Below are 19,378 nucleotides of genomic sequence, written 5' to 3'. Positions count from 1 at the left end.
ATTACATCCATTACTATAACCACGACCGAATCAAACTGAAGTTAAAAGGGCTGAGTCCTGTGCAATACAGAACCCAGCCCTTGAGCGCCTAGCTTTTATACTGTCCAACTAATTGGGGTCAGTTCATCTCCGGGCTTTGTTTTTTTTACAGGCAGAGGCACAGCACTATTCAATATTCTGGATCTGCTCACGCATCTGCTCAATCAATACTTTAAGCTCAATCGATGCGCGGCTGGTTTCGGCGCTGACTGATTTGGATCCAAGGGTATTGGCTTCACGGTTGAGCTCTTGCATCAGAAAATCGAGGCGTTTGCCAACGGAGCCGCCTTTTTCCAGAATACGGCGAATTTCGCTGAAATGCGCATTCAAGCGTGAAAGTTCTTCGTCGATATCAATTTTTTGCGCAAAGATCACAATTTCCTGACGTACTCTGTCGTCGTCCATCGTGCCCAGTGCATCTAAAAAGCGCGCTTTCATGCGGGCTTCGTAAGAAGCGGCCAGCTGAGGAATCAGCGGGGTAACTTCATTCACAATGGTTTGCATACCGGCAACGCGCTCTAAAAGATGCGCTTTGAGCTTTTCACCTTCACGGCCACGGCTGGCGCTAAAATCAAGGAGTGCTGCATCCAGTACTTCCAGACAGGCCGTGCCCAGTGATTCTGGTGCGGCAACCTGTGCAGATAAAACACCCGGCCAGCGTAAAAGCTCGCCAAGCTGCAGCTCAGAAGCCAGAGGGGCAATTTTTTTTGCTACGGCAGCGGCGGCTAAAAGCTGCTGTAATAGTTCTGTATTCAGCTGTAAAGCGGCTTCTCCACCGGCACGCGCGTTCCAGTTTACCCGGCACTCTACTTTGCCACGAGCCAGTTTTGCAGATACACGCTCACGAATCCCGCCTTCAAACGGGCGGATTTCTTCCGGGGTTCTGAGGGTAAGGTCTAAAAAACGGTGATTAACCGAGCGCAGCTCGATACTTAAGGTGCCGCCTGTCAATTCACGTTGAATTGAGGCAAAACCAGTCATACTTAAAATCATTAGAGCTCCTTTATGGGATTTGCTTTACATTCCATCAAGCTGAAATCAAAATTAACAGATACACAAGTATAACGAAAAGACACGCATGGCAACCCCAAGCAATCAACCGCTCGCACGCGGCTATCAGCTTCAGAACTACACGATCGCTAAACTGCTGTCCGCAGGAGGCTTTAGCATTGTGTATCTGGCGCATGATGAAAAAGATTATCCAGTCGCCATTAAGGAGTATTTACCCAATTCTTTAGCCCTCAGAACAGAGGGTGAACTGGTGCAGGCACGCAGCGAAGACAGTATTGCCTTGTTTCGTCACGGCTTAAAATGTTTTTTTGAAGAAGGTAAAACTTTAGCCCATATTCAGCACCCGAATATTATCCGGGTTCGCAATTTCTTCCGCGCTAACGATACCGTATATATGGTGATGGAATACGAGCGTGGCCGTACTTTGCAAAAAGAAATCCAGCTGAAACACAGCAGAGGCGGCGTGGATGAAGGCCTGATCCGCCATGTGTTTTATCATTTACTCAATGGCCTGCGCGAAGTACATCTGAATAAGCTGCTGCATTTAGATATCAAGCCTGCCAATATTTATATCCGCAAAGACGGCTCACCGGTGTTGCTGGATTTTGGCTCAGCCCGCCAGACTCTGGCCACGGAGCAAAGCAAACTCACCCCGATGTATACACCGGGTTTTGCCGCCCCCGAGCAATATAATAAAAAAGATCCTCACGGCCCCTGGACCGATATCTATGGCGTGGGCGCCAGCTTATTTGCCTGTATCGCAGGCACAGCACCACAAGCGGCTGATCAGCGATTAAAACTCGATAAAGTGGTCAAGCTGCACGACCGCTACGGAGACCGTTATTCACCTGAGCTGATCGAGCTTATTTCTTCCTGCCTGAATTTAGACCCAGGCAGCAGACCACAAAGCGTACCTCAGCTTCAGAAGCAACTTTTAGAGCGGGGCTCTGCCCCTGTTAAACGTAGTGGCCTGGTCAGTATTTTGCGCCGTAAGTGGACAGAATATTCAAACAAAGGCCAGCTGGAAACAGAATGAAATTTACCGTATACCAAAACAGCCGCCAGGGCGGCCGCCAATATAATCAGGATCGTCTGGGCTACTCCTACAGCCGCGATGCGCTGTTGCTCGTTGTAGCCGACGGCATGGGCGGTCATCTGCATGGCGAAATCGCCGCGCAAATTGCTGTGGAGCTGCTGACCGATCTGTTTCAGAAAAAAGCGCAGCCCATCCTTAAAAGCCCCAATCAGTTTTTAAACGATGCATTACTCAAATGCCACGCCGCTATCTCTGATTACGCCAGCAAGCATCATCTGCTGGAAATCCCCCGCACCACCGTTGTGGCCTGTGTGATTCAGGATGGCATTTTATTTTGGGCACATGTGGGCGATTCGCGTCTGTATTTGCTGCGCAAAGGTGAAATCCTGCTGCAAACCAAAGATCATTCTAAAGTCCAAAAATTACTGGATAATGGCAAGATCACCGCTGAAGAAGCCTTGGTTCACCCAGAGCGCAATAAAATTTATAACTGCCTTGGTGGCAGCATCAAACCAGAAATCGAGCTGGGCGGCATTATTGCGCTCTGCGACAGCGATACCCTGCTGCTGTGCACGGACGGGCTGTGGGGCGGTGTGACAGAAAACCAGCTGGTGCACTTTTTATCTTCTTTTCCTGTGCTGTTTTCGATTCCTCAGCTGATGGATCAGGCCGAATTACATGGCGGCAAGCAGGCAGATAATATCAGTGCGCTGGGGATTAACTGGCACGATGCTGAAGATCAGTTTATTTCTGAAAATGCCTTTGTTTCCACACAAAAACTCGATCTCAATACCATCAGCACCCATATTGATCCATCCACCATTGCCGCCGATATTACGGATGAAGATATCGAAGCGGCGATCGCCGAGATTCAGGCGGCCATCCAGAAATACTCTAAATAATGCCTGCAGCCAGCCGTAAACCCCTGCCCGACTTGCTCAGGGGCATTGCCGTTGTTTTGATGGTGTTTTTTCATTTTTGCTTTGATCTGGCCTATTTTGGCAAACTGGCCGTCCAAACCAATATCGACCCTGAATGGGTTGCACTCAGAACCCTGATTGTGACCCTTTTTGCCGCTGTTGCTGGCTTATCTGCCACAGAGAAGATCAGCCCCAAACGCCAGCTCAGACTCCTCGCCTGTGCCGGAGCGGCTACCCTGGGCAGCTGGTTTATATTTCCTCATGCGGTGATATGGTTTGGCGTTTTGCACTTCTTTTTTGCAGCCGGCCTGCTTGCCCCGTTTTTTGTTGGTAAAACTTCAGCCAGTTTGCTTCTGGGGCCGCTGTTTATTTTACTGGGGGCTTATTTTCAGGCACCACTGTTTAATCACCCGGCGCTCGCCTGGCTGGGCATGATGACTTACAAACCCATGACCGAGGACTATGTGCCGCTCCTGCCCTGGTTTGGGGTGGTGTTACTGGGTGTTGCGGCACAGCGGCTTATTCCTGGTGGATGGCTGAGCATGGGTAGTACCAGATATCTTGCCGCCATACGCTGGATGGGCAGGCACAGCCTGATCATTTATTTATTACACCAGCCCATCCTCTTTGCCATCCTCGGGCTGATTTTCAAAAAATAAACTGCAAATTTCAATATAAAACAGCAGAGTAAACGTTTATCTGCCCCGCTTCGCCACATATTAGTCATATGATCACGGTAATGTGTCAGTGTGACTTATTGCAGGGTCAGTCATTGCTAAGCATTAGAAATGCCCTGGCAAAGGTATAATCACTGAAACTTACATCTAAATGAGACTCGCCATGCGCCCTTCCTCACGTCGTCCCGATGAACTTCGCAGCGTTCGCATCACCCGCCAATACACCCGTCATGCCGAAGGCTCGGTACTGATCGAGTTTGGCGACACCAAAGTTCTCTGCACGGCTTCAGTCGAAGAAAACGTGCCGCCTTTTTTAAAAGGCAAGGGCCAAGGCTGGGTCACAGCAGAATACGGCATGCTGCCGCGCTCTACCAACAGCCGTATGCGCCGTGAAGCGGCGCAGGGCAAGCAAAGTGGCCGCACACAGGAAATTCAGCGCCTGATTGGCCGCTCATTACGCTCTGTGGTTGATATGGCGGCCTTAGGCGAGCGCCAGATTGTGATCGATTGTGATGTAATTCAGGCCGATGGCGGCACCCGCACCGCCAGCATTACCGGCGCATTTGTCGCCCTGACCGATGCAATTAACGGCCTGATTGCAGCAGGCAAGCTTACCGCATCACCGATTCGTGAACACGTAGCAGCGATTTCGGTGGGTATTTATAAAGGTGCAGCCGTGCTGGATCTGGATTACCCGGAAGATTCAGACTGTGAAACAGATATGAATGTGGTGATGACCAGCAGCGGAAAATTTGTAGAAGTACAAGGAACAGCCGAAGGTGAAGCATTTAGTCGTGAAGAAATGAATACATTATTAAATTTAGCTGAAAAAGGGATTCAAGACCTGATCACCATGCAGGAAAAAGCATTAGCCCTCTGATTTAGAAAGAAAATCAAGCCAGTATTGGCGAGATATTTTCCTTAAATCGGTATGGCGGTGGGGATAAAAAACGCAGAAAATAGCGGTAAAGCAACAATTACCCGAATTCAAATGCTCATTTTAATTTGAATTTACCAGCAAAATCCCCACCCTCGTGGTGATTATCACGATAAAGAATAGACGGTGCCGATAAGGTTTAGCCCCTTTTTGATTACTTGGTTAAAGTACAAACGATGAAACGTGTAGATGATTTCCGCCTTCGCTTCGGTAAAAAAGAACTCGTACCGATCATGATTGGCGGTATGGGTGTCGATATTTCCACTGCCGATCTGGCACTTGAAGCAGCTCGCCTCGGTGGCGTTGGCCATATTTCAGATGCCATGATCAACACAGTGACTGATCGTCGCTACAAAACCAAGCAAGTAAAAGAAAAACTTCAGCAGTACAAACACAATGTAGCCAACTCGGATAAATCCGAAGTTCAGTTTGATTTGGGCCGCTTAGAAGAAGCCACCAAGCTGCACGTGGGTAAAACCATGGAAGCCAAGCGTGGTGATGGCCTGGTCTTTATCAACTGCATGGAAAAACTCACCATGAATGCCCCGAAAGAAACACTTCGGGTGCGTTTAACAGCGGCACTGGATGCGGGTATTGATGGCATTACGCTGGCGGCCGGTTTGCATCTGGGATCGATGGGGCTGATCGAAGATCACCCGCGTTTCAGAGACGCCAAGCTGGGGATTATTGTTTCCTCCGTGCGCGCCTTGCAGTTATTTCTGCGTAAAAACGCTAAGCTCAACCGTCTGCCGGATTACGTCGTGGTTGAAGGCCCGCTGGCGGGCGGACACTTAGGCTTTGGTATGGATTGGGCAGAGTACGATTTAGCCACGATCGTGGCCGAAATCCGCCAGTTTATGCTCGACGAGCACCTGGATATCCCGATTATTCCGGCCGGTGGTATTTTCACCGGCACCGATGCGGTGTCTTTCCTAGAAGCCGGTGCTGCAGCAGTACAAGTTGCCACCCGTTTTACGGTATCAACTGAATGCGGCCTGCCTGCCGATGTTCAGCAGGAATACTTTAAAGCCAGCGAAGACAATATCGAAGTGAATCAGATTTCCCCGACGGGCTATCCGATGCGCATGTTAAAAAACAGCCCGTCGATTGGCGCAGGCATTCGTCCAAACTGCGAAGCCTACGGCTATCTGCTCGATGCCAAGGGAAACTGCAGCTATATCGAAGCATATAACCGCGTGATCGCCATTGAGCCCGATGCAAAGCGCATCAAGGTGATGGATAAAACCTGCCTTTGCACCCATATGCGCAATTTTGACTGCTGGACCTGTGGGCACTATACCTACCGTCTGAAAGACACCAGCCACAAGCATGAAGATGGCAGCTACCAGATTCTGTCGGCTGAGCATATTTTCCATGACTATCAGTACAGCACAGACAATAAAATTGCCCTGCCCGCCAGGGTAGCGCTGGAATTGGCCAAGTAAAGCGGCTATCCCACGAAAAAACGGCATAGCGCAGGCTATGCCGTTTTTTTATGCTCATAACTAACTGAAATTACACAAGCAAACCCAAATCTTTAACCACGGAGGCCACTGAGAACACGGAGTTTCACAGAGAAAACCATTTTGAACTGAGCTATTTATTCCGTTTTGAATGGCTTAAAGCTCAGCATAGGGATTTATATCAGACTCCCTGCAAGGGACTTACCCCCATATGCGCGAACCAAATTAATTTTTGATTAGCAAATAGCAAAAAAACGCATTGACCACGCTTTCAACACAGGGCTTTTTGAGTCCCCTTGAAACACGCCGAAGCGAGGAACAAGCGGGCGGGGTTTCTTTGATTTGAGTGAGCGCAACGAGTGAGTTTGCTTGCAACAATCAATCTACGCCGCGCGCACGATCCGCATGGAATTGCGCCACATGGCTGGTAAATTGATCCGCTTCAATGGCTGCACGCATTTCTGCCATCACCACCTGATAATAATGCAGGTTGTGGATGGTATTAAGCTGAGCCGCCAGAATCTCGCCGGTGCGGAATAAATGATGCAGGTATGCACGGCTAAAGTTCTTGCAGGTGTAGCAGGTACATGTTTCGTCTAAAGGACGCTTATCGAGCTTATGTTTGGCATTTTTGATTTTTACATCGCCAAAGCGGGTAAACAACATGCCATTCCTTGCGTTGCGGGTGGGCATCACGCAATCGAACATATCAATCCCCTGACTCACCCCATACACCAGGTCTTCAGGCGTGCCTACGCCCATTAAATAGCGCGGCTTGTTCACCGACAGTTTTGGTGCGGTATGGGCCAGAATACGTTCCATATCTTCTTTAGGCTCGCCCACCGACAAACCACCAATGGCCATGCCATCAAAACCAATCTCTAACAGACCGGCAATCGATTCATCCCGCAAGTCTTCATACATACCGCCCTGCACAATACCAAACAGCGCATTCGGGTTTTGCTGTGCATCAAACTCAGCACGTGAGCGCTTGGCCCAGCGGTAAGACATCCGCATCGAATCGCCAGCTTGCTTGCGATCAGCAGGATACGGTGTGCATTCGTCAAAAATCATGACGATGTCAGAATTGAGCACCGTTTGAATTTTCATTGATTCTTCGGGCGTTAAAAATAATTTATCGCCATTCACCGGACTTTGGAAAGTCACGCCTTCTTCGGTGATTTTGCGCATCGCGCCCAGGCTAAATACCTGAAAACCGCCTGAGTCAGTCAGGATCGGTTTATCCCAGCCCATAAATTCATGCAGGCCACCAAATTGCTCAACCACTTCCAGACCCGGGCGCAGCCACAGATGGAAAGTATTACCGAGGCAAATTTGCGCGCCAATTTCTTTTAAATCACGCGGTGTCATGGCTTTAACCGTGCCATAAGTGCCCACAGGCATAAATACTGGCGTTTCAACTACACCGTGATTTAAAGTCATGGTGCCGCGACGCGCGCCGCCACTGGTGGCTTTTAATTCAAATTTCAACATTATTTTTCCTAAACGCCGCCGGAAACACAGTCCGGCACGGGCCGCAAGATTACCGCCAAGCCAGCAGCAAAGCAATGTCATTGCGGTGTGAAAATAGCGGGAATTCAGTGAATAAGAGTGCTTATTCAGTATTTGAAAAGCGCAGATAAGAGGCCTGTGCTGTCTGCCGGAATGCTGTGCCACACTGTTCACTCAGGCCCGCCTTTTGGGCCCTGTCAGTGATTCAGCTTTTGCTGCACAGAATCCTGCAAGTCTTCCAGCTCATCCTGGCTCAGGCCAAGCAGCCCCCGCAGCAGCACTTCAGCCTGCGGCCACCCCTCCTGCTCAGGCAGGTGCAATGAGCGCTGCACAATGTGCTCAGCCAGCTGAGCCAGTGCAATTAAGGCGCAGACGTGCGGCCATTGCACAGCGCGTTCTGAAATATCACCATCATGCAGATGCAAAATAGCAAGGCTGCTTGCCACAGGCAAATACCATGCGCGGGCCAGTAAATAGCCCACCACATTATGGCTGACACGATACTGCTGCTCTTCCCGGAAGATTAAGGCCTTATTTGTACAATGATCATCCACAGCATGCTGCAGCGTGTAGCCAGGGAATCGCAGGGCCATCAGCGGCTTGCCACAGTTAAGAAACAAACCCAGCGTATACGCTTCATCACTGGACACGCCGTGCACCGCCTCTGCTAAATAAGCCGCAGCCATCGCAACAGATGAAGAGTAATCCCAGAATTCACTCATATCCCCAAGCGATGCGGGGCTTAATACCTGCCGCAGCACAAGGCCCTGCACAATATTGGCTAAGTTTTTTAGGCCCAGCAGCTGCAATGCCTGTTGCACCGAATTAACCCGGGTGCTCAGGCTAAAGAACGGAGAGTTCACTGTTTTAATAACCGCCCCTGATAAAACCATATCCGCGCTTATTAAGCGGGCAATCTCGGCAAAATCGGGGGCTTCAGAATGCTGAGCGTCTTCTAAAGCCAGCAAAATATCAGGGCGTGGGGGGATGACCATACCACGCATCAAGGCCTTTGCATCTTCAGTACTGATTTCACTAAACACAGTAAACCCCTGCTCTTTGTGTGCCTTACTTCAGAGTAGCAGGCTCCAATAGCATCGCATCGCCATAGCTGAAAAATCTGTATTCCTGCTCCACCGCATGCTGATAAGCGGCACGCATAGTGTCGTAGCCTGCAAACGCCGCTACCAGCATCAATAAAGTGGATTTGGGTAAATGAAAATTAGTGATCAGGCGATCCACCACGCGGAACTGATAGCCCGGCGTGATAAAGATATTAGTATCTCCTTCCGGTTCTGCCAGTAAGCCGTGCTGAGACGCCGCTTCCAATGCACGCAGGCTGGTGGTTCCTACCGCAATCACACGGCCACCCTGCGCCTTAGCGTCCTGAATCAGGGCCACTGTTGCTGCCGGAATGGAATAACGCTCATGGTGCATTGTATGTTCGGCAATATTATCCACCCGCACCGGCTGAAAAGTACCTGCGCCCACGTGTAAAGTCAGGTAGCCTGTTTTAACGCCCATCGCTTGTAATTGCGCGAGCAAATCCTCAGTAAAATGCAGCCCGGCCGTAGGTGCTGCTACAGCACCAGGATCCCGCGCATAGATAGTCTGGTAGCGCTTGGCATCTTCGTCATCAGGGATATGAGTGATATAGGGTGGCAAAGGCAGCTGGCCCGCCTGCTCCAGGATATCTAATACGCTTTCTTCGCCATCAAACTGCAATTTAAACAGATCATCTTTGCGCTCGGTCATTGTAGCGGTCCAACGATCTGCAAAAATAAGCCTTGCTCCTGGCTTGGGTGCTTTAGATGAACGGATATGAGCCAGTGCGCTGTGCTCATCTAAAACGCGTTCAATTAAAGCCTCAATCGCACCGCCTGATTCTTTTTTACCGAACACCCGGGCCTTAATCACCTTGGTATCATTAAAAATAAGTACATCACCTGCGCGCAAAAATTGCGGTAATTCGCGAAAATGTGAATCTTGCCGTGTAAGGCCATTGATATGTAACAAACGACTTTCCCCACGTACTTCAGGGGGGAACTGAGCAATCAGAGATTCAGGCAAATGGTAATCAAAGTCAGCTACTTGCATGTAAAAACAAGCCTTTTTTAAGATGTAACAAAACTACAAGGCGTGTATCACCTTGTACGATAAAACCCGCGTGTAGATTGGCTTGGCGGACTTTCAAACAAGTGTTTTAGAATGCAAATCGCCGAAATTACCCACTTTTTCTGGACAAATTCGCACATACTGCGGCAAACTTCGCCCAATGACAGGCAACAAAAGTGAGTAGCGGATGCAAAACACACGCAATATCCTAGTACTACATGGCCCAAATTTGAACCTGCTAGGGTCAAGAGAGCCGCAGCACTACGGTGCTGATACCCTAGAGACAATCAATTCTAAGCTCATTGAACTGGGACAACAGCGTGCTGCCCGCGTTGATGCTTTCCAATCGAATCGCGAATACGAGCTAATCGATCGCATTCATGCCGCCCGTTTGGACGGCACGGATTTTATCATCATTAACCCCGCTGCGTTTACACATACCAGCATTGCTATTCGTGATGCGCTGGCCGGGGTGCAAATTCCTTTTGTTGAAGTTCACCTGTCCAATGTTCATGCTCGTGAATCATTCCGGCACCACTCCTATTTTTCCGACCTCGCGGTTGGCGTTATCTGCGGCCTGGGCGCATTCGGCTATGAATGCGCGCTGGATTTCGCACTCCGTTTTACTCCCAAGGCCCCCTGATAATTAATCAACGCCAATAAATTCTCATATACAGAGAGGAGACCCCTATGGATTTGCGCAAACTTAAGAAACTGATTGATCTGGTTGAAGAATCTGGCATCGCCGAGCTTGAAGTAACCGAAGGTGAAGAACGCGTTCGTATCACCCGCGTTAATCAGAATATCCCGGCTTATGCACAAGCCATGCAATACCAGCTGCCTCCTGTAGCCGCTCCTGCTGCCGCAGCAGCACCGCTTGCCGTTGCTGTTGCCGCAGAAGTAGAAGCACAACCAGAAGGCTTTATTGCCAAGTCCCCTATGGTGGGTACTTTCTACCGCGCCTCTTCTCCTGAAGCAAAAAACTTTGTTGAAGTGGGTCAGCAAGTGAATGTGGGCGACACTTTATGCATCATTGAAGCCATGAAACTCCTGAATGAAATCGAAGCCGACAAGGCAGGCGTGATCAAATCGATCTTGGTCGAAAATGGCCGCCCTGTTGAATACGGTGAGCCACTATTTATTATTGGCTGATTCGGTAAGGCTTAAAAAGGGAAGAACAGGGTTAAAACCCCTGGCTTCCCTTTCATCCTTACTCCTCACGGAGCTTCCCATGTTTGAAAAAATCCTGATTGCAAATCGCGGTGAAATTGCGCTGCGCATTTTGCGCGCCTGCCGTGAAATGGGCATCAAAACGGTTGTCGTGCATTCTGAAGCCGACCGCGAAGCAAAATATGTCAAATTAGCCGATGAATCGGTATGTATTGGCCCGGCCTCCTCCACATTAAGCTATCTGAATGTGCCAGCGCTGATTGCCGCAGCTGAAGTCACAGAAGCGCAGGCCATTCACCCTGGCTACGGTTTTTTAAGTGAAAACGCCGACTTTGCCCAGCGCGTTGAAGAATCCGGCTTTGCCTTTATTGGCCCGCGCCCGGAATCCATCCGCCTGATGGGCGACAAGGTTTCTGCCAAAGACGCCATGAAAGAAGCAGGCGTACCTTGCGTACCCGGCTCTGATGGCGCTTTACCGGACGATCCTGCTGAATTAATGAAAATCGGTAAAGCCGTTGGCTACCCGGTCATTATTAAAGCAGCTGGCGGCGGCGGTGGCCGTGGCATGCGCGTGGTGAATACTGAAGAAGAATTAGTCGCGGCCGTTGAGCTGACCAAATCAGAAGCAGAAAAGTTCTTTGGCAATGCCATGGTTTACATGGAAAAATACCTGCAGAACCCACGCCATATCGAGATCCAGATTCTGGCCGACCAGCACGGCAACGCCATTTATCTGGGCGAGCGCGATTGCTCCATGCAGCGCCGCCACCAAAAAGTCATTGAAGAAGCACCTGCACCGGGCATTACCGAAGCGCAGCGTAAACAAATCGGTGAAAGATGTGCGGCCGCCTGCCGCAAAATTAATTACCGAGGTGCAGGTACATTCGAATTCTTATTTGAAAACGGCGAATTCTATTTCATTGAAATGAATACCCGTGTTCAGGTTGAGCATCCGGTTACCGAAATGATTACCGGCATCGATATTGTGCAAGAGCAGATTCGTGTGGCGGCTAATTTACCGCTGCGCTACACGCAAAAAGACGTGAAACTCAAAGGCCACGCCATTGAGTGCCGGATTAATGCTGAAGATCCGCTTAAGTTTATCCCCAGCCCGGGTAAAATCACCACCTACCACACCCCAGGTGGCCCGGGTGTGCGCGTGGATTCACACGTTTACCAGGGTTATACCGTGCCATCCTATTACGATTCGATGATTGGTAAAATCATTACCTATGGTGATGATCGCGCACAAGCGATGGCCAGAATGCGAATTGCATTATCTGAAATGGTTGTACAAGGGATTAACACCAATATCCCTTTGCACCAGCAACTTTTATTAGATGAAGCCTTTATTAAAGGCAGCACCAGCATTCATTATTTAGAGCACAGAATGCCGGAAATCAGAAAGCAATTAGAAGGCAAACTCGCGCAGCCTTAAAACAAAAACACCGCAGCAATGCGGTGTTTTTTTATATGCAGATAAATTACTGATCAATTTGCTCAATGGCACGGCACAGCAGCTGCACGGACTGATCAAGCTCATTGATATACCGATATAAAATATCTCCTCTTTCACCCTGGCGCAATAAAGACTCAACCTTGGCTGCAAATTGCGTTATATCATTGAACGACAAATTTGCAGCAGCGCCTTTTAAAGAATGCGCCGCTCTGGAAGCACTTTCAAAATCTCCCTGTGCCAATGCAGCACGAATTCTTTCCGGGTTGTCCTGCTCAGTCATGGCCAGCTGCTGAATGACCAGCCAATACAATGCAGCATTATGACCCAGCCTTGCCAGCCCATCCTCTATATCCAAACCAGCCACACCCGATAATAATTTCAGCTTATCCAATTCAGATAAATCCTTCGATCCGGATAAGATCTCCTCAGCTGGTTCTGGCTCCTCCGGAGGTGTTTTAATGGCCGGTTCCTCAGGCAAGTGATCGCCAATATAAATACGTGTATTGCCATCGGCTGATAAACGATGCTGATACCAGTATTGCAAACGCTCAAATAATAAAGCCGGATCAATCGGCTTGGTGATATGTTCATTCATCCCTTCAGCTAAACAACGGGCTCTTTCTTCATTAATGGCATGGGCCGTCATCGCAATAATAGGCAGGGTATTAAACACCGCATCACTGCGAATAACAGCCGTCGCTTCATGCCCATCCATTTTTGGCATTTGCAGATCCATTAATACGCAGTGATAGTGCTTGGGGCCAAACTCCACAATTTTTTTAATGGCCTCATGGCCATTATTTGCAATATCAACCTTAATAGCCGCAGAGCGCATTAGCTCTAATGCGATTTGCTGGTTAACTAAATTATCCTCTACCAATAAAACACGCATGCCTTTCAAATGAGGAATAATATCGGTCCGGGTAAATGAAGCTATATCACGCAATAATTCAGGCGCAAAAATGGTTAATAAAGTATCTACAACCATTGATTGATTAATTGGCTTAAACAAAAAACCATCCACATGTGCAGCCTGTGCTTCTGCACGAATATCTTCCCTTGTATAGGCTGTTACCAGCACAAGCGATGGCGTATGACACAATCTTTTATCCAGATTAATTCTGCGGGCTAATTCAAGGCCATTCATTTCCGGCATATGCCAGTCTGTAAAGACCACCCCATAGGGCTGCTGCTTTGCATCAGCGCGGTGCAAATTGACCAGCGCATCTTCTCCGGAAGACACAGCATCCACAACAAAAGTAAGGCTTTGTAGTGATTCCTGCAAAATCTCACGGGCAACCGAATTATCATCCACCACCAAAATACGCATGCCATTTAAATGGTGAGGTAAGCGGGTTGTGTTGTGCTGCTGTGCTGTTTCATGGCCAAAAACACAGCTAAACGCAAAAACAGAGCCCCGTTCGGGCACGCTTTGCACTTCAATTTCCCCGCCCATCATTTCAACCAGACGCTTGGAGATCGATAATCCCAAGCCTGTGCCACCAAATTTGCGCGTGGTGGTGGTATCCGCCTGGCTGAAAGGTAAAAATAGTTTTTTTACCTGCTCTGCACTCATGCCCATACCCGTGTCCCGTACAGAAAAGCGCAAAACCACCTGCTTTGCATCAGAGCGGATTAACTCACAAATCACATGCACTTCACCTTCTTCAGTAAATTTAATTGCATTACTTACCATATTCAGTAATACCTGCCCCAGACGCAGGGGGTCCCCGGCTAAATATCGGGGCACATTCGGATGCACTTGAAAAAGATATTCAATACCTTTATCTTCTGCTTTGCCTGAGGTCAGAGTCGCAATATTGGCAAAGACCTGATCAAGATTAAAATCAATTTTTTCAATTGATAATTTGCCCTCTTCTATTTTAGAAAAATCTAAAATATCATTAATAATTCCCAGTAAAGACTGGCCCGCATAATGTATTTTCTGCACATAATCGCGCTGACGTTCATTTAATTCTGTTTTCAATGCCAGATGGGCCATCCCAATCACTGCATTCATTGGCGTTCTGATTTCATGGCTCATATTGGCCAGAAAGGCACTTTTTGCCTGTGTTGCGGCTTCTGCTGTTTTTTGTGCTAATTTTAATTCAGTAATATCCATCGCAATTCCCCCAACAGCATAAACACTGCCATCCGCATCCCGCAGGGGAAATTTATGCGTTAAAAAGGTATGCAATCCATCAGCGGTCATGATTTCTTCTTCAACCTGCTGTGGTGCATTTTCTGCAATAACCCGCTTATCCTGAATTAAAAACCGGTTTGCTGTTTCCGGCCCTGCAATTTCTTCATCGGTCATTCCCACCAGAGATTCACCTGCCCGATTAAATAATTCAGCAAAACGCAAGTTGTGCCGCAAATAGCGGCCATTTAAATCTTTTAAAGAAACCAGGGCAGGAGAAAATTCTAAAATGGATTCCAATACATTCCGATTGCGCTCCAGCTCTACAGTGCGCTTTGCCACAAGCGATTCAAGTTCCTGATACATTTGCGCATTTTCAATTGAAATAGCAGCCTGCGCAGACAACCACTCCAATACCTGCCTGCGCTGCATAGAAAAAGTATTACTGATGGTGCTGTGCTCTAAATACAGCACACGCCGTCCGGTACTGCTGCGCCCCAGTGCACGGCAAAGAATAGAAGCAGGCCGGTATTGAGTAAAATAAATATCGCCCCTGAATTCAGAAAACTGCGTTAACTCATTTAATAAAGTGGTTTGCCCTGTATTAAAAACAAAACGCAATAAGCTCTCAGGTAATACGGGCTGCACAAAATTAAGAATAGCCTCAATGTGCAACTGATCACCATCACGCACCACGATGGCACCACGATCAGCACCTGCGGCTTCGATAATAATTTTCAGCAAGCGCCCCAATAATGGCTGCACGCCTACTTCACTGGAAATCGCCTGAACGGCCCGCAAAATAGCCAGCGTATCTAGGCTGTCCAAAGCATGCAGCGCATCCGCATCATTTTGAATAAGCTCCAGCTCCTGCCTTGGCAAGACTTTTAATCGCAGCTCAACCCGCCCCATCAGCGCTAAAGCATGACACTGCCGATAGCAGGTTGCCGCCTGAGTTAATATTTGCTGAATGGGCTCAAAAGCGCAGGCTCTTTCCTCCAGCCATAATCCAAGCATTTCATGAAAATAGCCCTCATCCAGTAAAAAACCTCTTTGCTGTGCAAGGCGAATAGCGTGCCAATATAAAAGCTCAGCATCCTCAGTCCGGTTATCCAGACGCGCCTGCTCGGCGCGTAAAAAAACCAGTTTATGCTCTACATTTTCAGGCGTTCCTTCTTTAGAAATTTGCTCAAAGTATTCGCTGATGGCCTCCAGAGCATCAATATAAGCCTGTCGTTTTTTTCCTGCATTCTTTCTCGCTAAAGCAGACAGCGCCAAACCATGGGAAAACTTCCAGACTAAATTTAATAAATAGGTAGATGGATAATCTTTGCCTATTTGCTCCGCCAATAACAAAGCAGCATCATATTCCTGTGAATAAATATGCAAGGAAAGTTGTGCAATATGCAAACCTGCCATCACAATAGGCACGCTACCCCAAGCTTGCCGAAACGCCTGTACATCAAAATGCTCGCAATTTAAATCGCTCAATGAACTGCTTTCCCCATGTAACACCCGGGCTAAAGCTTCAAAGGGCTGAGCCAGTGTTACAGGGAAAACCACATCATGAGTTAAACAATACTGCCCCAGCTGCTGGTTGCTGGAAATCACATCGAGCATACTGCGGCCTAATATAAAATGACCCCATGGCCTGGCCACTAATACATAGGCACCATAAACTAAATCATGAGCTTTTAATGCCAGATTATAATTTTCATCCAGCAGGGGCAATGTCGTTTCAGCGTGTAAAGTCCAATGATTAATATTCCATGTGTAATAAGTAAATGCACGGTTATATCCCCACAAATCAAACAGCTTTTCACGGCTTAACTTTAAACCTGCATCCGCAATATTACGGGCATCCTGATAATTTTTGAATTGTGCAATTAATGTAATGCCCAAAAGGGTATAACAAAAAGGAGAAAGCAGTGCATTACCAAATACAATCGAACGGTTAGCCCCCAGAACAGAAATCAGCGAAAACAAAGGATAATTTGTAAAAATGGCAGATTCAGAAATTGACGCAATAAGTTTTAAAATAATATCTGTTTCTGCATCATGTGCAAAAGGTAAATCATATAAGCCCGATAATTCTTTACCTGAAAAATAATCTCTGAATATCACCATTTCACTTTTAAAACGCTCATTCATCCCATAGTGATCATTTATTTCAGGGATATTCATACCAAATAAAATCAAACCAAGCCGGCCGGCTTCAAGGTTTTCGGCCATCCTGCCTTTACGGCTGTAATAAATACTTTGTCTGATCCGTGCCTGGGCTTTATCTAAGGCGCTCAGCCCCCTGGATAATAACGTTTCAACCAGTAACTCAAAGCGCTCATCCAGATTACATAAATCGCACGCCTCTGATGCATTTAAGTAAATATCAAAGCTAAGCTGATAATATTCTGACCAAGAATCTTCGGGTAATAATGAAATAGCCGTATCTAAATATCGCATGGCGGCCTGATAGGCCATTGCCTCTCTTGCTTTAATTCCCGCCCGTAAATTAAGCTGAGCGTAGGCAATTCGCTCCTGAGGCAATTTCACTTTATCCAGACCATGATTAAGCTGATCCACAATTTCAAATAAAGGTGCTTCAGTTGCCTCTGCAGATATCTGCTGCAATAAGCGGCGGCCAATCTCTAAATGCAGGCTGTTTAAATTGCGTTCTAAAGTTAGAGAATATGCCGCCTGCTGAATGCGATCATGGGCAAACTGGAATATTTTTTGCCCGCCCCCGTCATGAACAGCAAGAAGTAACTCATCATGTAAAGCAGGAGCCAGTAATGTAAGCGCTAAGGTCTCTGTTGTGTTTTCAACAATTGCCAATAAAGTTAAGTCGAAACGTTTTCCGATACAGGCAGCGGTTTGTAATACAGTTTGAGTTTCAGGTGAAAAACGATTTAAACGCTGCATCATTAATTCAACTACATTATCTGCAGCATCTTGCAGGCGGGCCTGGTCTAATTGCCAGTGCCACGTATTATCAGTGAAATTAAAAAATAACTGCCCTTTAGCCTGCATATTTTTAAGAAACTGTCTTGCATAAAATGGATTGCCTTCTGTTTTACTCATTAATAAATGGCTTAACTCAGCCACATTCTGAATATTGCGGCAGGTATCCTGAATCATTTCACTTAAATGCTCCGCATGCAGAGGCTGTAAAGCCAGCTTTTCCACACAAGCCTTGCTTTTAAGTAATTCATTCAGCATATTAACTAATGGGTGATTCGCATCGACCTCATTATCACGATATGCCGCAATAATCAGTACATGGGCAGCCATACTGCTTTTAGCAAATGACTGAATCAAGGCCAGCGAAGCAAAATCAGCCCACTGTAAATCATCTAAAAATATCGCCAGCGGGTGCTCTCTGCTGGCAAACAGTGCAACTAACTGAGCAAACAGCTCATTAAAACGGCGCTGAGCCGCAAGGCCACTTAGCAAAGGGGCGGCGGATTGTGGCCCGATTATTTTTTCTAAATCTGGAAGAACATCAATAACAATTTGTGCATTTTCCCCCAGTGAGTCTGCAATTTTCTCACGCCATTGTGCTAATTCTGCCTGTTTACTGGCTAATACCTGACGAAGCAGTGACTTAAAGGCTTCTATTAATGCTGAATAAGGTGAATCACGTCTGAATTGATCAAACTTACCAACAATAAGCCGCCCTCCCTTATTTTGGACTTCATCCCGGATTGAAAGTGCTAAAGTAGATTTTCCTACCCCCGAATACCCGCCTAGCATGCAAATAATCGCTTGCCCCTGAGCCGCTCTTAAATACAACTGCTGTAAATATTCAATTTCTTGTTCCCGGCCATATAAATGATCCGGAATTAGAAATTGTGATCCTAAGTCTGTTTCGCCCAATGTGAATAAAGCAATATAGCCTGCGGCTTTTAATTGCTGAATACATAAGGAAAGATCTGCAGCCAGGCCTCTGGCTGTTGCATATCTTGCTTCAGGAGATTTCGCTAGGAGCTTTAAAATAAGATGAGAAATCTGTAATGGCAATTGCGGCTGTAGCGAAGCAGGAGCAACAGGTAATGAAGACATTTGCTGATGCGCTAAATCAAGCAAATCATCAGCAGAAAAAGGAAGGCGCCCTGTAATCCACTCATAGAGAATAACGCCCAGGGAATATAAATCACTGCGCTTATCAAATTGCGCTAAACGTCCCGCCTGCTCTGGTGAGGCATAACGCAGACAACGCAGACTTAATGCCAGCTCTTCCTGATCTGCAGGGCTGATACTGACGCCTGAATCTGTAAAACTGATATATTCAGGCCGTAAAGCACCATGCACCCCTTTTTTTTCATGCCAAACAGCAAGCTGCTCTGCTAATTGCAAAGCTTTATTCAAAAAAAGAAGTAAGTCCGAAAGGGAATAATTCATTTTAGCCAATGCGCTTTCCACCCTGTTAGCAAACAACAATCGCTAAAAGTAAACTTTTAGAACAATCTTTTTGCAAACTAAAAGACCCTCTTCATTTTATGAAACATCTGGGCGAACTGCCCAAAACCTTCATTTACTCAGAGTGTCCCACAGAGCAGTTGCTGCGCAGCCAGGTATTAACCCTGATCAGACCATCGCGGTATGGCGGACAGCATAAATACTGTATTTTATGGACAGAATTGCCCAATCTTTGCCTAACGGGAACGCCAGCGATCCCGCACCCGCTCTAATGCCTCAATCTCATCCCTTAATGCCATCCCGCAGGGCAAAAAACCCCGCCACCAAAAACCAGCCAGCGCAGTCATTACTCGTTTCAGTTGAGCAGTTATTTGCACAGGCCGCTGAATACGGGCATTAAAAAATTGACGTAAGATCGCAATCATTCTGGCACCATCGTTTTAATTAATTGACAATGACATAGTAATTGGCAATTAAATTACG

15 protein-coding genes are annotated in these 19,378 nt (G+C 47.3%); 9 read left to right on the top strand and 6 right to left on the bottom strand.

Annotated features, from left to right (window positions below; all coding sequences use genetic code 11):
• Window positions 1-92: IS3 family transposase (locus CSQ88_RS11350; protein ID WP_143449393.1), on the top strand; the 92-nt coding region annotated here is incomplete at its 5' end.
• Window positions 93-165: 73 nt separating this feature from the next.
• On the opposite strand, the gene CSQ88_RS11345 is transcribed toward CSQ88_RS11350, so the two are convergent.
• Entirely contained in the window at window positions 166-1,032 is an 867-nt protein-coding gene (locus CSQ88_RS11345) for a YicC/YloC family endoribonuclease (protein ID WP_099398208.1), read from the bottom strand.
• An 85-nt stretch (window positions 1,033-1,117) separates the two neighbouring features.
• Here CSQ88_RS11345 and CSQ88_RS11340 point away from each other — a divergent pair, with 85 nt between their 5' ends.
• The 5 genes from CSQ88_RS11340 to CSQ88_RS11320 all read left to right on the top strand — a co-directional run bounded on the left by CSQ88_RS11340 (window position 1,118) and on the right by CSQ88_RS11320 (window position 6,065).
• On the top strand, window positions 1,118-2,086 hold the full coding sequence (locus tag CSQ88_RS11340) for a serine/threonine-protein kinase (protein ID WP_099398207.1): 969 nt from the start codon (window positions 1,118-1,120) through the stop codon (window positions 2,084-2,086).
• On the top strand, window positions 2,083-2,988 hold the full coding sequence (locus tag CSQ88_RS11335) for a PP2C family serine/threonine-protein phosphatase (RefSeq protein ID WP_099398206.1): 906 nt from the start codon (window positions 2,083-2,085) through the stop codon (window positions 2,986-2,988). Before CSQ88_RS11340 ends, CSQ88_RS11335 begins: the two co-directional genes overlap by 4 nt.
• Window positions 2,988-3,665: a heparan-alpha-glucosaminide N-acetyltransferase gene (locus CSQ88_RS11330; RefSeq protein ID WP_099398205.1), complete on the top strand. Its 678-nt coding sequence runs from the start codon at window positions 2,988-2,990 to the stop codon at window positions 3,663-3,665. The genes CSQ88_RS11335 and CSQ88_RS11330 overlap by 1 nt, the downstream gene beginning before the upstream one ends.
• 181 nt (window positions 3,666-3,846) lie before the next feature.
• Window positions 3,847-4,563 carry a ribonuclease PH gene (gene rph / locus CSQ88_RS11325; protein WP_099398204.1) on the top strand — a complete coding sequence of 239 codons (717 nt, stop codon included), beginning with the start codon at window positions 3,847-3,849 and terminating at the stop codon, window positions 4,561-4,563.
• 233 nt (window positions 4,564-4,796) lie between these two features.
• Window positions 4,797-6,065 (top strand): nitronate monooxygenase, encoded by a 1,269-nt coding sequence (locus CSQ88_RS11320; RefSeq protein ID WP_099398203.1) that lies wholly within the window; start codon window positions 4,797-4,799, stop codon window positions 6,063-6,065.
• A 396-nt stretch (window positions 6,066-6,461) separates the two neighbouring features.
• Here the strand turns inward: CSQ88_RS11320 and tgt are convergent, their stop codons facing one another.
• From tgt to queA, 3 genes are all read right to left on the bottom strand, one after another.
• Window positions 6,462-7,577, bottom strand: a complete 1,116-nt coding sequence (tgt, locus tag CSQ88_RS11315; protein ID WP_099398211.1) for a tRNA guanosine(34) transglycosylase Tgt — start codon at window positions 7,575-7,577, stop codon at window positions 6,462-6,464.
• 215 nt (window positions 7,578-7,792) lie between these two features.
• Window positions 7,793-8,638, bottom strand: a complete 846-nt coding sequence (locus CSQ88_RS11310) for an HDOD domain-containing protein (protein WP_099398202.1) — start codon at window positions 8,636-8,638, stop codon at window positions 7,793-7,795.
• A gap of 25 nt (window positions 8,639-8,663) precedes the next feature.
• On the bottom strand, window positions 8,664-9,692 hold the full coding sequence (gene queA, locus CSQ88_RS11305) for a tRNA preQ1(34) S-adenosylmethionine ribosyltransferase-isomerase QueA (protein WP_099398201.1): 1,029 nt from the start codon (window positions 9,690-9,692) through the stop codon (window positions 8,664-8,666).
• Between the two features lie 205 nt (window positions 9,693-9,897).
• Between queA and aroQ the strand changes: the two genes are divergently transcribed.
• From aroQ to accC, 3 genes are all read left to right on the top strand, one after another.
• Window positions 9,898-10,353 (top strand): type II 3-dehydroquinate dehydratase, encoded by a 456-nt coding sequence (gene aroQ, locus CSQ88_RS11300; RefSeq protein ID WP_099398200.1) that lies wholly within the window; start codon window positions 9,898-9,900, stop codon window positions 10,351-10,353.
• Between the two features lie 47 nt (window positions 10,354-10,400).
• On the top strand, window positions 10,401-10,862 hold the full coding sequence (accB, locus tag CSQ88_RS11295; RefSeq protein ID WP_099398199.1) for an acetyl-CoA carboxylase biotin carboxyl carrier protein: 462 nt from the start codon (window positions 10,401-10,403) through the stop codon (window positions 10,860-10,862).
• A gap of 79 nt (window positions 10,863-10,941) precedes the next feature.
• Window positions 10,942-12,318 carry an acetyl-CoA carboxylase biotin carboxylase subunit gene (accC, locus tag CSQ88_RS11290; RefSeq protein WP_099398198.1) on the top strand — a complete coding sequence of 459 codons (1,377 nt, stop codon included), beginning with the start codon at window positions 10,942-10,944 and terminating at the stop codon, window positions 12,316-12,318.
• Between the two features lie 46 nt (window positions 12,319-12,364).
• Here the strand turns inward: accC and CSQ88_RS11285 are convergent, their stop codons facing one another.
• A complete protein-coding gene (locus CSQ88_RS11285; RefSeq protein WP_099398197.1) occupies window positions 12,365-18,877 on the bottom strand; it encodes a response regulator in 6,513 nt (2,170 codons plus the stop codon).
• A gap of 254 nt (window positions 18,878-19,131) precedes the next feature.
• Complete coding sequence (locus CSQ88_RS11280) at window positions 19,132-19,320, bottom strand: hypothetical protein (protein ID WP_099398196.1); 189 nt, start codon at window positions 19,318-19,320, stop codon at window positions 19,132-19,134.
• Window positions 19,321-19,378 lie beyond the last annotated feature (58 nt).

Source organism: Iodobacter sp. BJB302 (genome assembly GCF_002735645.1).
Classification (GTDB): domain Bacteria; phylum Pseudomonadota; class Gammaproteobacteria; order Burkholderiales; family Chitinibacteraceae; genus Iodobacter.
The sequence above is the reverse complement of the archived record's forward strand: the minus strand, read 5'-3'. Positions and strand labels throughout refer to the sequence as shown.